A 15,656-nucleotide genomic window follows, 5' to 3' on the forward strand; every position below is an offset into this window, starting at 1 on the left:
AAACATAAAAATCAGCAGGACATTATGATTTATATAAAATAAGGAGGGCTTTATGAAAAAAATATTAATTATAGATGATGAGATACATATAGTAGAATTATTGAGATTTAACCTTGAAAATAACGGGTATAAAGTAGATTATTCATATGATGGATTTGATGGATATTTAAAGACAAAAGAATTTCAACCTGACTTAATACTTTTAGATTGGATGCTTCCAAATATAAGTGGGATAGACCTTTTAAAAAAAATAAGATCTGATGAAAGTTTGGAGCAGATACCGGTGATAATGCTAACTGCTAAAAATATGGAAGAAGACAAACTAGAAGGCTTACAAGATGGAGCTGATGACTATATCACAAAACCATTTAGTGTAAAGGAAGTATTAGCGAGAATAACATCTGTACTTAGAAGATATAAATATACTTCAAATGAAAAAGTCGAAGTCTTAAAAGCTGATGATATTCAAGTAAATGTAAATAAACATATAGTAACTAAAAATGGGACAGAAATAGAATTAACATTAAAAGAATTTCAGATATTAAAACTACTTATCGAAAATAGAGGAAATGTATTAACAAGGACTTTCTTACTAGATAAGATATGGGGATATGATTATTATGGAGAGACAAGAACATTAGATGTTCATATTAGACACCTTAGAAAGAAAATTGGTGATGATGATGCAAAATATATAGAGACTATAAGAGGTGTCGGATATAAAATTAAATAAGTTTGAGGTGAAAGAAGATGAATGAGACGGGGTTTTTAAATGGTATATATATTTTTATAATGCTGATTTTATTAATCATTACAATACTTTTAATTAGGTACACATTGAGTCTTCGAACTTATTTAAAGGAGTTTATGAAAGTATCGAGAGATATAAGTAATAAACAATTTGATAGTAAGGTTAGGGGACAGATGTCTGGAGAGATAGGTGAATTCGCTAAAAACTTTAACTATATGATAGACACAATAAACTTTACAATTAGAGATATAACAGATAAAAATACACAGTTAAAGTCAATTATGCAAAGTGTATCTCATGGAATTTTAGCTATTGATACTAGAGGGAAAATACTTTTAATCAATGACTTGGCAAAGAAAATGGTTGAAGGCGATTCATATGTAACTGCTGAAGGTAAAAATATAAGACAATTTATAAAAAATGAATTGATTTTAGAAAGTGTTTTGCATAATATGTGTAGCGAGCATAGTACTATAATACAAAAAAACATTAAAAATGATATAATATATAAAATTAAGATAGACCCAGTACATTTTGAAGATACAGACGCAGTAATTGGTTTTATTATAAATATTGAAAATATAACAGAATATGCAAAATTAGAAAATATGAGAAAAGAATTTGTAGCAAATGTAAGTCATGAATTAAAAACTCCTATAACATCAATACAAGGATTTATAGAGACTTTAAAAATGACGGACAACTTAGATGAAGATACTAAAAATAGATTCTTAACTATAATAGAAAATGAAGCTACTAGATTGACTAGATTAATAGATGATATCTTATTATTATCAACTATTGAAAATAAAACAAAGAAAAAAGTAGAGAAAGTAGATCTATTTGAAGTTTTTGAAGAAGTACATGAAGTTATAAATTATATCGCAAAGAAAAAGAATATAAAAGTAAAATATGACTTTGAAAATAAAGATATAGATTTATGGGAATACTCAGGTTATATTAGACAAATACTTTTAAACATAATATCAAATGCTATAAAATATACTGGCGAAAATGGAGAAGTCAGTATAAAACAATATATAAAATCAGAAAAAGTATTTATAGAAGTTAAAGATAATGGGATAGGAATACCAGAAGAAGATATAGAAAGAATATTTGAGAGATTTTATAGAGTAGATAAAGCTAGAAGTAGAAGTGTTGGTGGAACAGGGCTAGGCCTTGCAATAACAAAACATATGGTAAAAGCATTAAACGGAAACATAAGAGTAGAAAGTGAACTTGGTGTTGGAAGTAAATTTATAATAGAACTCCCATTTAATCAAGAGTTTGCACAAAAAGCTAGTTAGAATAAAAAAAGACGACTATTTGGTCGTCTTTTTTTAATTCTGTATTTTTAATTTGCTAACGTTATCTTAACATACTTAACTTTATAATAACTTACAATTAATAAAGGCTTAAGACGGTATCTATACTATATAAAGTGTAAAGATAAAAAGAAGATAAATAAAAAATAAAAAAATATCTAATTATTATCTTTATAAAGTTAAAAGCGAAAATAAGTAGTATTAAAAATTTTACATAATGTATTGGAGGAATAAAAATGTTTAACAAAAAAAGATTAATCGCACTTTTAACAGGAACTTTATTAGTAGGATCATTAGTATCAGGGTGTGGCTCAGCAGGAGCTAATTCAACTTCAGGTTCAAGATCAAGCAAAATCACAGTATCAGGCTCAACTTCAGTAGGACCAACAATGGAAATATTAGCAGAAGATTATCAAAAAGAAAATGACACAACTACAATAGAAGTTCAACAAGTAGGTTCATCAGCAGGAATAACAAATACAATCGACGGAACTTCACAAATAGGAATGTCTTCAAGAGATTTAAAAGATGAAGAAAAATCAGAACTAAAAGAATACCAAATAGCAATAGACGGTATAGCAGTTATAACAAACTCAGCAAATAAAGTAAAAGATTTAACATTACAACAAGTAAAAGATATATATACAGGAAAAATAACTAACTGGAAAGAAGTTGGTGGAGCTGACGCAGAAATAGTAGTTGTTTCAAGAGAAGATGGTTCAGGTACTAGAGATGGTTTCCAAGAAATTGTTGGATTTGAATCAAAAGATTTAACTTCAAATGCACAAATATCTGATGGATCAGGAAATATAAAAACAACTGTACAAGGAAATGAAAATGCAATAGGATATATATCATTTGGATATTTAGATGACTCTATAAATGCAGTTAAAATAGGTGGTGTAGAACCAAAAGAAGAAAATGTTTATAACGATAAATATCCAATATCAAGACCTTTCTTATTAGTTACTAAAGGTGAAGCAAGTGGAGATGCAAAATCTTTTATAGATTATGTATTAAGTGATGCAGGTCAAAAAACTATAGAAAAACAAGGATTTATGAGTGTTAACCAAAAATAGATAAAGATATCATAGATATTCAAGAAAGTTTTAGCTGGGCTGTTTCATTGAGATAGCCTAGCATTTTAAAAAGGAGGAACTTAGATTGGAAAAGACAGAATCAATTAATGTAAAAGAAAGTAGTTCATCTAATAAAAATAAAAGCAAATATGTACTTGAATTTATAACAGAAAAAATATTTATGATAAGTGCCCTTATGGCAGTAGTAAGCTTGCTACTTATAATAGGATTTGTGTTTTATAAAGGCTTAATTCCATTTGTATCAGAAGGATATTCATTTATAGATTTTATATTTGGAACAGAGTGGTTACCAAGCTCTAAACAATTTGGAATAGGTTCTATGATAGTTACATCAATGGTGGCGACAATAGGTGCTTTAATAATTGGAGTTCCAATAGGTATATTATCAGCAATATTTATAGCTGAGATATGTCCAAAGAAATATGCAAAGATAATTTCAACAGCAGTAGAACTTTTAGCAGGTATACCATCAGTACTTTACGGTATATTTGGTCTAGCAGTAATCGTACCAGCAATACAAACAGTATTAAACCTTCCAAAAGGTCAAAGTCTATTAGCAGTAATTATAGTTTTAGCGATAATGATGCTTCCAACAATAATATCATTATCAGAAACATCTATTAGGGCAGTACCAAAATCATACAAAGAAGGATCTTTAGCTTTAGGTGCATCAAAAATAGAAACTATATTTAAGGTTACAGTCCCAGCTGCAAAATCAGGAATATTAGCTGGAGTAATTTTAGGAATAGGTAGAGCATTAGGTGAAACAATGGCAGTAATTTTAGTTGCAGGAAATTCAACAGCAATGCCGACATCACTACTTGATAGTGCAAGACCACTTACAACAAATATAGCCCTTGAAATGGGTTATGCAGCAGGAACACATCAAAATATGTTATTTGCAACAGGTGTTGTATTATTCATATTTATAATAATCATAAATTTAGTTTTGACTAAATTAACTTCTAAAGGAGTTGATAGATAATGGAAAATAATTTGAAATCTAGAAAAACAAAAGATAGACTATTGATTTCACTAGTGTATTTATCAGCAATTATAACAGTAGGTCTATTACTAGTGATAGTAGGTTTTATATTTATAAAGGGGATAGGAAAAATAAATCTTAGTTTTTTATTTGCTGATTACTCAGCTAGTGGAAATGGCGGAATTTTACCAATGATTATAACAACAGTATATATGGTTTTAGTTGCAATATTAGTAGCTACACCAATTGGAATATTAGCAGCAGTTTATTTACAAGAATATGCTAAACAAGGCAAAGTCGTAAGAGTAATAAGATTTGCAACAGAATGTTTAGCAGGAATACCATCAATAGTATATGGATTATTTGGTGGGATATTCTTTGTAGTAGCACTAAAACTTCAATATTCCATATTATCAGGTGGTTTAACTGTAGCAATTATCATACTTCCAACAATAATCCGTTCAACAGAAGAAGCTCTAAAAACAGTACCAAGTACTTATAGAGAAGCGTCACTAGGTCTTGGAGCTACAAAGTTTCAAACACTTTATAAAGTTATATTGCCAAGTGCAATACCTGGAATACTTTCAGGGGTTATTTTATCAATAGGGCGTGTAATTGGAGAATCAGCAGCTATTTTATTAACAGCAGGAACAGTAGCGAAAATGCCGCTTACTGTATTTGATAGTGCGAGAACACTTACAGTTCATGCGTATTTATTGACTAAGGAAACTGGAGATATCCAAACAGCATGTGGTGTTGGTATAGTTTTAATTGTAATAGTATTTGGATTAAATACTATAGCAAAATTAGTAGCTAAAAGGTTAAACAAAGCAAATTATTAAATTAATTGAGATTGAGAGAAGAATTTAAACTAAATATTTTTATATAGATTAGTAATTAAGATTTTTTAAATAAGGAGATTGGTAATATGGATTCAGAAAATAGAACTAAGATAAGAGTTAACGATTTAGATTTATATTATGGCGAAAAACAAGCGTTAAAAGATATTAATATGGAGATAAAAGAAAACGAAGTAACAGCATTAATAGGACCTTCTGGATGTGGAAAATCAACATTTTTAAGATGTTTAAATAGAATGAATGATTTAATTGATAGTGTAAAAATAAACGGAAAAATCTATCTTGAAGACGAGGAAATACTTACAACTAATGATGTTATAAATCTTAGAACAAGAGTAGGAATGGTATTTCAAAAGGCTAATTTATTTCCAATGAGTATATATGATAATGTTGCTTATGGTCCAAAAAATCAAGGAATAAAAGACAAAAAACAATTAGATAAAATAGTTGAGGAAAGCCTAAGAGGGGCTGCAATTTGGGATGAGGTAAAAGATAGATTAAAATCGCCAGCCCTAGGTTTATCAGGAGGGCAACAACAACGTGTATGTATAGCGAGAACTATAGCTATGAAACCTGATGTTATATTGATGGATGAACCGACATCAGCTCTAGATCCAATTTCAACATCAAAAGTAGAAGATTTAATGGCTACATTAAAAAGTAAATACACTATAGTAATTGTAACTCATAATATGCAACAAGCAGCTCGTATATCTGACAAAACAGGATTCTTCTTAAATGGGGAATTAATAGAATTTAACAATACTAAAGATATATTTACAGTTCCTCATGATAAAAGAACAGAGGACTATATAACAGGAAGATTTGGTTAGAATTTAATAAATCGAAATTAAATATAAAAAACTATGTTATGGGGAGAGAAAAATGGCGAGTACAAATTTAGAAATGAGTATAAATACATTAAAAGAATATATAATTAGAATGATGGATAAATGTGAAAAAGCTATTGATTTATCTATTAAAAGTATGCTTACAAAAGACATAGAATTAGCTAAAAAAGTTATTGATGATGATGACGATATAGATATATTAAGAGAATATATAAGAGATAGAAGTATAGAATTAATGGCATTAAAACAACCTATGGCAAGAGATTTAAGAGAAATATACGCTTTAGCCGATATATCAGCAGAATTAGAGAGAATAGGTGATTATGCTGAAAATATAGCATCAGAAGTTGTATCAATTGCTGGAGAAGATTATATAAAAGAATTAATCGATATACCTAAAATGGCACAATATTGCTTGGATATGATAGAAGGTATAAAATCAGCTTTTTTAAATCAAGATGCTGACTTATCTTATAAAGTAGCGCTTATGGATAAAGAAATAGATATACTTTATTATAAAGTAAGAGAAGATTGTCTAAAAGTTATGCATGAAAATCCAGAAAAGAATATAACTCAAGGAGTTAAGCTTGTATTTACAGCTAGATATTTAGAGAGAATAGGAGATCATATTACTAATATATGCGAAAAAATAATATATGCAAGAAATGGTAAAATGATTGAAATTGGATAGCGATAGGTATTATAATTAAGGTATGAGTAGTATATTACAGTTAAATATTGTATATACGATTATATTCTTTTAACCAACAAAATATATATGTAAACAGGTTGCCGATATACATTTAAGTGTATCGGCAATTCTGTGTTTTAATATAAAAAATATATTGTCGAATTAATGCGATAAATTGAATAAAATATTAATTCAAAATAAAGGTTTAGTTAAGTTTTCTAGATTAATATATAATCAAAAAATAAAAAAAGGAGAATTAATATGGAAAACGTTTTTAAAAAAAGCACGACAGTATTATTAGCGTTGACATTTATATTGGCTATAAGCAATTTAAATGGAGTTAATACCTCATTTGCAGATACAGATGATAATACAACACAAACAACAACTGAGCAAAGTAATAGTGATGACTCAACAACATCAGATGATTCAGCTACAGATGATTCAACTACAACTGAAGAATCTACACAAGACTCAGAAAAAGATGAAAACACCCTTACAACAAAAGATGGATTTAAGTACATATTAGAAGAAGATGAAGTTACGATTAAGGGCTATGAAGGTAAAGAAAGTGATTTAGAAATACCAAGTGAAATAGATGGTCATAAAGTAACTAAAATCGGAGAAAATGCATTCGACGGTAATGAAGAAATAATAAATGTAACAATACCAGATAGTGTAAAAACTATAGATTTATATGCATTTTATAACTGTACTTCACTTGAAACAGTAAGCATACCAGAAAGTGTTACAAGCATAGGTGAAGGAGCATTTGCAAATTGTACAGCTCTTAATACGATAAATCTTCCGAGTAAGATAAAAACAATAAGTTATGGATTATTTGCAAGTTGTAGCAATTTAACTAAAATTGAAATACCAAGCAAAGTAACATCAATAGATGGATATGCATTTTATGCTTGTACATCTCTAAAAGATGTAAATATACCAGAGGGAGTTACAAGTATAGGAGAGGCAGCATTTTACTACTGTGTTGGATTAGAAAATCTAGAATTATCAAAGAATGTCACAGAAATAGGCGATTATGCATTTGAAAATTGTACAAACTTAACTATAACAGGATACAATAATACTAAAGTTAAGACTTATGCAACTGAAAATAGTATTCCTTTTAAGACTATTTATACAGCATGGGATTATATAAAAATAATTTTGGGGCTTGCTTTAACAGCAGGAATAATATTCTTAATATATAAATTAAGAGCAATAATAAAAAATAAAAGATATTTAAAAAATAATATAGTATTTGATGAACCAGTTGTAATACTAGACAATCAAGATTGTAAAATTGAGATAAAAGGTAAATCTAATAAAAAAATAATTGATGGAAAAGAAATAAATGCTAAGAAAAATTCTTCAGTAGCAGACTTTGTAGGATATGTTTATGAAATAGAAAATAAATCAAAATCACCAATACAAGTATCTACTAAATATATAACTATTGGAGAATATACTGACAAATTTAATTTAAATGAAGAAATTCCAGCAGGTAAAAAGGCAAAAGGATTTACTTATTGCAAAAAAATAAACTCATTAGATGAGCTTAAAGAAGTTAGTGGAATAGTTGTTATTTCTAAAAATAATGACGATATAAATGAAACAAAAGAATATAACTTCAATATAGACTAAGACTTACTTCAAAAACACATTATATCAATATAACTTTATAAAATAAAACTAAAATTTAATCAACATACTAAAAGGTGGATAAATACTTTTGTGAGAGTTTATCCACCTTTTTATAATATATAATTATTTAGCTATATTTAAACTTGAAAAAACCCTCTTACATACTGTTTCACCTATTATGTAAGCTAAAATTAGTTTTAATATATCGACTGCGATAAATGGAACTACACAGTAAATTAAACTTTGTAGTATTGTATTTCCTGTAATAAATGAGAACATAATAGTACCTAGAGTATAAACTATCGCTAAACCTAAAATCATACTTATAGAAGTTATAAAATTTGAATTGAATTTTTCTTTAGCATAACCTATAATAAATGCCATTAGAGGATACCCTAATAGAAATCCACCTGTTGGTCCAAATAAAACACTTATACCCCCTGCAAAGTTAGCGAATACTGGTATTCCTATTGCACCTAATATTAAGTAAATTAAAGTAGATATAAATCCACATTTAGATCCTAAAATCAGTCCAGTTATAGCAATACCGAATATTTGTAGTGTAAATGGAACAGTGGTAAATGGAAGTGGAATAGATATTTGAGCTAATATAGATATTAATGCTGCAAATAATCCGCATAAAATAATTTGTCTTGTTGAAAGTTTCATAAAATTATCCCCCTTTAAAATCTACATAAAAATGTCTTTCATAAAAGAATTTTCTGTAGTATATTACCTAAAATCTATTAATTTAAAATTAATGTCAACTTCAAAAATAGATAGGTTAACATTAATTTAGCACTGTGATAAAAAAATTTCAATAAAATATTGGAAAAAATTAATAAAAATATTTCAGCGCCCTTTTGAAAAATACATTGTGATATACTTAAATAGAGAAAAGTAATATTGGAGGGATAATGTGTATGGATGTTGCGCATAAAAAACATATGTCAGAATCGTTTAGATTGGCAGCGTTATTAGCTTTAGTTGGAGGTTTTTTAGATGCATATACTTACATATGTAGAGGAGAAGTTTTCGCAAATGCTCAAACAGGAAATATAGTATTAGTAGGGTTAGCTCTATCAAAATACAATTTTAAAGGAATCATATATCATTTTGTACCTGTTATAGCATTTATGCTAGGTGTAATACTAACAGAAATTATAAAAAGAAGAATAAAGCCTAGACGGACTTATATCCACTGGAGACAAATTGTAATAGGAGCAGAAATTATAGTACTTACTATAATGGCATTTATTCCAATGGGAAAATATGATGTTATAGTAAATATATCTATTTCATTTATTTGTGCAATGCAGGTTGAAGCATTCAGAAAGGTAAATGGAACAGCTCTAGCAACTACTATGTGTACTGGAAATTTAAGAACTGCTACAGAGCAGATATTTAAGTTAGTAGTAGAAAAAGACAAAAGTAAAATGCGAGTAAGTGCTCAAGCATATGGTGTAGTTATATTTTTTATTATAGGAGCATCTATGGGAGGTATTTTAACAAATATATATTGGGAAAAAGCAGTTTTAGTTGCTAGTGCAATTTTATTTGTCGTATTCATATTTATGTTTAGAAATATAGAGAAGTATATTTTAAAAGAATTAGAGCAAGAAGATGAAGTTGAGGAAGAAGAAATAGATACTGAAATAGAAGAGTTAAAACATATGAAAAATTAATATATAACTTTATTAATGAAAACTTAATATTTAGGTAAGGTTAAGTTAATATTTTTATATTATATTTTAAATATAGAAATTTAGTTAGTTTAAGTAAAAATTTACTTGAAAATATAAGCTGGTACAAATTCAGTTTATAAGCTAGATGATTTTTCAATGTTACTCCTTTTTAAACAAGGCATAGTGATTATGTCTTGTTTTTTGTTTAAAAAATAAAAAAATATCCGTAAAGTCGAATTTTTAGATAAAAATACAACATTATGTAAAAAAGGACTTTGAATATTGACAATTTTCTGTAAAAAATATATTGTTTAATTAAAATAAGAAATATAAAAAATACAATTTCTAAAAGCAAAAATTTATTTATTTTTCAATGACAAAAATTCATAATTTCTTGAAGTATCTCAAGATGATATCACAAAAAACTACCGAGAAGTAAAAATATTTTTAAAACAACAAAAATATAGGGGGTTCATTATGGATGAATTAAAAAGAACATGTTTATTTGATGTGCATCAAAAGCTAAATGCAAAAATGTTTGAATTTGCAGGATGGGAAATGCCATTAGAGTATACTAGTGCAGTTAAAGAACATGAGCATGTAAGAAAAAGTGCAGGTCTATTTGACGTATCTCACATGGGAGAAGTAGAAGTAAAGGGAGATAAAGCTAAAGATTTTATACAATATTTAATTACAAATGATGTATCAAACTTAAAAGCAGATGAAATTTTATATTCTCCGATGTGTTATGAAAATGGGACAACAGTAGATGATTTATTAGTATATAAGAGAGGGCAAAATGATTATTTACTAATTATAAATGCAGGAAATATAGACAAAGATTATGAGTGGATAGTTGAAAATAGCAAAAAATTTAATGTAGAGACAAAAAATATATCTGATAAAGTTGCACAATTGGCATTGCAAGGACCTTTAGCAGAAGAAATATTAAGCAAATTAACAAATCAAGATTTATCACAAATAGAGTTTTATAAATTTAAACAAAATGTAGATGTTTGTGGAGAGCCTTGTATAGTATCTAGAACTGGATATACAGGTGAAGATGGATTTGAAATATATTGTGATAAAAATGTAGCACAAAAAATATGGAATGCTATATTAGAAGAAGGAAAAGAAAGAGTAGTTCCAGCAGGACTTGGAGCTAGAGATACTTTAAGATCAGAAGTAAATCTTCCGCTTTATGGACATGAAATAAGCGAAGAAATCCCCCCTTTAGAAGCAGGATTATCAATATTTGTTAAATTAGATAAAGATGATTTTATTGGAAAAGATAGTCTTAAAGCATTAAAAAAAAGTGGAAATGCTAGAAAACTAGTAGCGTTTGAGTTGACAGGAAAAGGAATGGTAAGAGGGGGATATGATGTAGAGATAGATGGTGAAGTAGTAGGTTTTGTAACTACTGGACTAAAATCTCCAACTTTAGATAAATTCATAGGTATGGCTATAATAGATTCAGACAAAGCAAGAGTCGGTCAAGAAATTGGAATAAGAGTAAGAAAAAAATTAGTTCCAGCAGTTATAGTAAAAAGACCTTTCTATAAAAAACAATATAAAAAAGAAGAAGTAAAAGTAAAAGAATACAAACAATATCCTTATATACCAGCAACACATGAAGACGAACAAAAGATGTTAAAGGCTTGTAATGTAGGTTCAATAGATGATTTATTCTCAGATATACCAGATGATTTAAAATTAAATAGAGATTTAAATTTAGACGAATCTAAATCAGAATTAGAAGTGAGTGAAATAATAACTAAGATGGCAGATAAAAATATAGATGATTTAACTTGCTTTTTAGGTGCTGGAGCATATGATCACTATATACCATCACTTATAAAAAGCATAACTTCAAGAAGTGAATTTTATACAGCATATACTCCTTATCAGGCTGAAATAAGTCAAGGTACATTACAAAGTATATTTGAGTTCCAATCTATGATTGCAGAAATAACAAAGATGGATATTGCAAATGCATCTATGTATGATGGAGCTACAGCAGCTGTAGAAGCTTGTATAATGGCTGTAGGAAAAACTAGAAGAAATAAAATAGTTGTGCCAAAAACTGTTCATCCAGAAACAAGACAAATACTTAAAACTTATCTACAATTTAAAGATGTAGAAGTAGTGGAAGTTGACTATGATAGAGAATATGGTACAACTGATTTAAATAAATTAAAAGAAGTAGTTGGAGAAGAAACTGCTTGTATATTAGTACAAAATCCAAACTTCTTTGGTGTAATAGAAGATGTAGATGAAATAGGTTCAATAGCCCGTGACAACAAAGCTATGTACGTTATGAGTGTAAATCCAATAACTTTAAGTATATTAAAATCTCCAGGAGAAGTTGGTGCAGATATAGCAGTTGGTGATGCTCAACCTCTAGGAAATTCACTAAACTTTGGGGGACCATATGTAGGATTTTTAGCAATAAAATCAGGTCTTATAAGAAAGATGCCAGGTAGGGTAGTTGGACAAACTGTAGATGCAGATGGAAAGAGATGCTATGCACTTACATTACAAACAAGAGAACAACATGTTAGACGTGAAAAAGCAACTTCAAATATATGCTCAAATCAAGGCTTAAATGCACTTATAGCATCAATTTACTTAGCTACTATGGGTAAAAAAGGATATCAAGAAGTAGCTATGCAAAATATACAAAAATCTCATTATGCATATAAAAAATTTGATGAAAGTAAAAATTTTGAACCAGTATTTAAAGGAAAATTCTTTAATGAATTTGTAGTAAAAAGCCCAATGCCAGTAGATGAATTAAATGAAAAATTATTAGAAAACAAAATCTTAGGTGGATACGATTTAGGAAAAGATTATGAAGAATTAAAAGGCTGTGTCTTAATGTGTGTAACAGAAAAGAGAACAGCAAAAGAAATTGATAATTTAGTAAATCTAATGGAGGGCATGTAAAATGAATGAATACAATAGTTTATTGATAGAAGTTTCAAAAGAAGGAAGAAAATCTTATTCTCTTCCAAAGTTAGATGTAGAAGAGCAAAAGTTAACTGATATGCTTGATTATAATATGATCAAAAAGACTGACTTAGAATTGCCAGAACTTAGTGAATTAGATGTAGTTAGACATTACACTTTATTGTCAAATAAAAACTTTGGTGTTGATACAGGATTTTATCCACTTGGTTCTTGTACTATGAAATATAATCCAAAGATAGATGAAGATATGGCATCATTAAAAGGATTTACATCACTTCATCCATATCAACCAGCAAAGACTGCACAAGGTGCTTTAGAGCTTATGTATAATTTATCAGAATCATTAGCAGAAATAACAGGCATGGATAAAGTAACTCTACAACCTTCAGCAGGTGCTCATGGTGAATTTACAGGGCTTATGATAATAAAAGCATACCACCAAAATAGAGGCGATTTAAAAAGAACAAAAGTAATCGTACCAGACTCTGCGCATGGAACAAATCCAGCAAGTGCAATGATGGCAGGATTTAAAATAGTTCAAGTAGAATCTACAAAAGATGGCGCTGTAGATATAGAAAAATTAAAAGAAGTTTTAGGTGATGAAGTGGCAGCTTTAATGCTTACTAATCCATCAACTTTAGGTTTATTTGAAAAAAATATAAAAGAAATATCAGAATTAGTACATAATGCAGGTGGTCTTTTATATTATGATGGTGCAAATACAAATGCAATAATGGGTATAACAAGAGCCGGAGATATGGGGTTTGACGTAGTTCATCTAAACCTTCACAAAACATTTGCAGCTCCTCATGGTGGAGGAGGACCAGGAAGTGGTCCAGTAGGTGTTAAAAAAGACTTAATACCTTTCTTGCCAGTTCCAGTAGTTGAAAAGGTGAATGATGAATATATATTAGATTACGACAGAGAATTATCAATAGGAAAAATTAAAAATTTCTATGGAAACTTTGGTGTAATTGTAAAATCATATGCATATGTGCTTACAATGGGAAGAGATGGTCTTAAAAAAGCAAGCCAAATGGCAGTTTTAAATGCAAACTATTTAAAAGAAAACTTAAAAGATACATTTAAACTTCCAATAGACCAAATATGTAAACATGAATTTGTATTAAGCGGACCTCATGGAGAATTAAATACAACAGATATCGCGAAGAGAATGTTAGACTATGGATACCATCCACCAACAATCTACTTCCCACTTATAATACCAGAGGCTTTAATGATAGAACCTACTGAAAGTGAAAGTGTAGAAACACTAGATAAATTTATAGATGCCATGAAACAAATAGCAAAAGAAGCTGAAGAAAATCCAGAATTATTAAAAACTGCTCCTCATAATACAATAATTAAGAGAGTTGATGATGCTAGAGCAGTTAAGAAACCTATCTTAACTTGGAAAAATAGATAATAAATTAAGCTATAAATAGATAAGCTAGATTTTAATTATATAGAGTACAACCTCCATTTTGGGGGTTGTTTTCTTTTTACAAAATTTAATCTATAATAGTATAAAACATTTTAATAGGAGGGGGATTTATGGCGATTACTATATTGGAAGCAATGAAACTTCCGACTTTTAAAGATTTTGACTTAGTTGCTGGATATAGAGGTCTTGATAGGGAAATTCAAAGGGCGTCTATACTTGACTATGAATATGAAAGTAGTTTATTTGATAAGCCAATCCAGACTTACTTTGAAAAAGAGGACTTTGTTATAAGTAGTCTTATATATGCAAAAGATGATCCAAGTTTAATATTAGAGAGTGTAAAAGGATTAATATCAGATGGAGTAAGCGGACTTGCTATAAAAAATATATATTATGATGAATTACCAGAAGAAGTTATAAAATATGCAAATCAAATGGATTTTCCTATTTTTATGTTTGATAAAAAAGGTTCTTATTATGAAGACATAGTTACAGAGATTTATGATAAAAATAAAGAAAAAAATAGTCTTAAATATCAAGAAGCGAAAATCGCGATTTTATTAAAAGAAGATTTAGATAAGTCTAGTGTGAAAAATATGGCGAAAGACTTTAATATATCTTTCAAAGATAATGTATTTTGTCTTTGTATAAAACCTAAAAAATATATAGACGAAAATTCACTAGCAGATATAGTAAATATATTAAATAAGGATTTAGGTTCAAGTCATGCTGCTTATAGATACCATGGATGTATATTTATTATATATACTTTTGAAGATAATCATAGAGATAAGAGAACGATACAATTTGAAAAGCTTGTCGATATGATGATGTGTAGTTTATTTTTTAATTTAGATGATTATTATGTTGGTATCAGCAATTTCCATACATATATAGATGAGTTTAATTTTGCCCTAAAAGAGGCAATGTACGCCATGAGGGTATCATCTATAGAAGAAGTAAATAAAAAATATTATTATGAAATAGGAGTTTATAAGCTACTAATGCCTTCTTATGAACAAGGATATATGGCGAATTTTAATTCAGATATTGTTGGAAAGATAAATCAATATGATAAAAAATACAATACAGAACTACTTCAGACATCTATAAAATATATACAATCTGGCGGTAATATCAAACAAACTTCAAAAATAATGAATCTACATAGCAATACTGTAAGATATAGAATAAATAAAGTAAAAGAAATATTAAATATAGATAAGTCGGAGTTTGAATTTTATGAAGAACTTTCAATAGGAATAAAATTATATATGATATATCAAAATATATAGATTTTTATTTAAATTTTATATTTGTAAATTTTACAAAAAAAACATCATAATT

General features: G+C 28.3%; 13 protein-coding genes and 1 pseudogene. 13 read left to right on the forward strand and 1 reads right to left on the reverse strand.

Annotation, left to right across the window (positions count from 1 at the left end; all coding sequences use genetic code 11):
* Nucleotides 1–52 precede the first annotated feature (52 nt).
* From I4U58_RS07770 to I4U58_RS07805, 8 genes are all read left to right on the forward strand, one after another.
* Entirely contained in the window at nucleotides 53–733 is a 681-nt protein-coding gene (locus tag I4U58_RS07770; RefSeq protein WP_195930728.1) for a response regulator transcription factor, read from the forward strand.
* Between the two features lie 134 nt (nucleotides 734–867).
* Nucleotides 868–2,058 carry an ATP-binding protein gene (locus tag I4U58_RS07775; RefSeq protein ID WP_243269583.1) on the forward strand — a complete coding sequence of 397 codons (1,191 nt, stop codon included), beginning with the start codon at nucleotides 868–870 and terminating at the stop codon, nucleotides 2,056–2,058.
* 254 nt (nucleotides 2,059–2,312) lie between these two features.
* The gene (locus I4U58_RS07780) at nucleotides 2,313–3,155 is read left to right on the forward strand and encodes a phosphate ABC transporter substrate-binding protein (protein WP_195930730.1); all 843 of its coding nucleotides are present in this window, start codon (nucleotides 2,313–2,315) and stop codon (nucleotides 3,153–3,155) included.
* An 85-nt stretch (nucleotides 3,156–3,240) separates the two neighbouring features.
* Nucleotides 3,241–4,161 (forward strand): phosphate ABC transporter permease subunit PstC, encoded by a 921-nt coding sequence (gene pstC / locus I4U58_RS07785; RefSeq protein WP_195930731.1) that lies wholly within the window; start codon nucleotides 3,241–3,243, stop codon nucleotides 4,159–4,161.
* Entirely contained in the window at nucleotides 4,161–5,003 is an 843-nt protein-coding gene (gene pstA / locus I4U58_RS07790; protein WP_195930732.1) for a phosphate ABC transporter permease PstA, read from the forward strand. Before pstC ends, pstA begins: the two co-directional genes overlap by 1 nt.
* Nucleotides 5,004–5,089: 86 nt before the next feature.
* Entirely contained in the window at nucleotides 5,090–5,854 is a 765-nt protein-coding gene (gene pstB, locus I4U58_RS07795; protein WP_195930733.1) for a phosphate ABC transporter ATP-binding protein PstB, read from the forward strand.
* Nucleotides 5,855–5,906: 52 nt separating this feature from the next.
* On the forward strand, nucleotides 5,907–6,563 hold the full coding sequence (phoU, locus tag I4U58_RS07800) for a phosphate signaling complex protein PhoU (protein ID WP_195930734.1): 657 nt from the start codon (nucleotides 5,907–5,909) through the stop codon (nucleotides 6,561–6,563).
* A gap of 261 nt (nucleotides 6,564–6,824) precedes the next feature.
* Nucleotides 6,825–8,210, forward strand: coding sequence for a leucine-rich repeat domain-containing protein (locus tag I4U58_RS07805; protein ID WP_195930735.1), 1,386 nt, complete (start codon nucleotides 6,825–6,827; stop codon nucleotides 8,208–8,210).
* Between the two features lie 123 nt (nucleotides 8,211–8,333).
* Here I4U58_RS07805 and I4U58_RS07810 read toward each other — a convergent pair whose 3' ends face one another.
* Nucleotides 8,334–8,879, reverse strand: a complete 546-nt coding sequence (locus tag I4U58_RS07810) for a biotin transporter BioY (RefSeq protein ID WP_195930736.1) — start codon at nucleotides 8,877–8,879, stop codon at nucleotides 8,334–8,336.
* Between the two features lie 254 nt (nucleotides 8,880–9,133).
* On the opposite strand from I4U58_RS07810, the gene I4U58_RS07815 reads away from it, so the two are divergent.
* The 5 genes and pseudogenes from I4U58_RS07815 (at nucleotide 9,134) to I4U58_RS07830 (ending at nucleotide 15,604) form a co-directional block, all read left to right on the forward strand.
* Complete coding sequence (locus I4U58_RS07815) at nucleotides 9,134–9,895, forward strand: YoaK family protein (RefSeq protein WP_195930737.1); 762 nt, start codon at nucleotides 9,134–9,136, stop codon at nucleotides 9,893–9,895.
* 477 nt (nucleotides 9,896–10,372) lie between these two features.
* A pseudogene (gene gcvT, locus I4U58_RS14125) lies at nucleotides 10,373–11,476 on the forward strand (glycine cleavage system aminomethyltransferase GcvT); the annotation flags it as partial.
* 36 nt (nucleotides 11,477–11,512) lie between these two features.
* Nucleotides 11,513–12,841, forward strand: a complete 1,329-nt coding sequence (gene gcvPA / locus I4U58_RS14130; RefSeq protein ID WP_295575544.1) for an aminomethyl-transferring glycine dehydrogenase subunit GcvPA — start codon at nucleotides 11,513–11,515, stop codon at nucleotides 12,839–12,841.
* 1 nt (nucleotide 12,842) lies between these two features.
* Nucleotides 12,843–14,291 (forward strand): aminomethyl-transferring glycine dehydrogenase subunit GcvPB, encoded by a 1,449-nt coding sequence (gene gcvPB, locus I4U58_RS07825; protein WP_195930739.1) that lies wholly within the window; start codon nucleotides 12,843–12,845, stop codon nucleotides 14,289–14,291.
* Nucleotides 14,292–14,419: 128 nt separating this feature from the next.
* Complete coding sequence (locus I4U58_RS07830) at nucleotides 14,420–15,604, forward strand: PucR family transcriptional regulator (RefSeq protein WP_195930740.1); 1,185 nt, start codon at nucleotides 14,420–14,422, stop codon at nucleotides 15,602–15,604.
* The last annotated feature ends 52 nt before the right edge of the window (nucleotides 15,605–15,656 follow it).

It is taken from the genome of Clostridium sp. 1001270J_160509_D11 (assembly GCF_015667935.1).
Lineage (GTDB): Bacteria > Bacillota > Clostridia > Peptostreptococcales > Peptostreptococcaceae > Intestinibacter.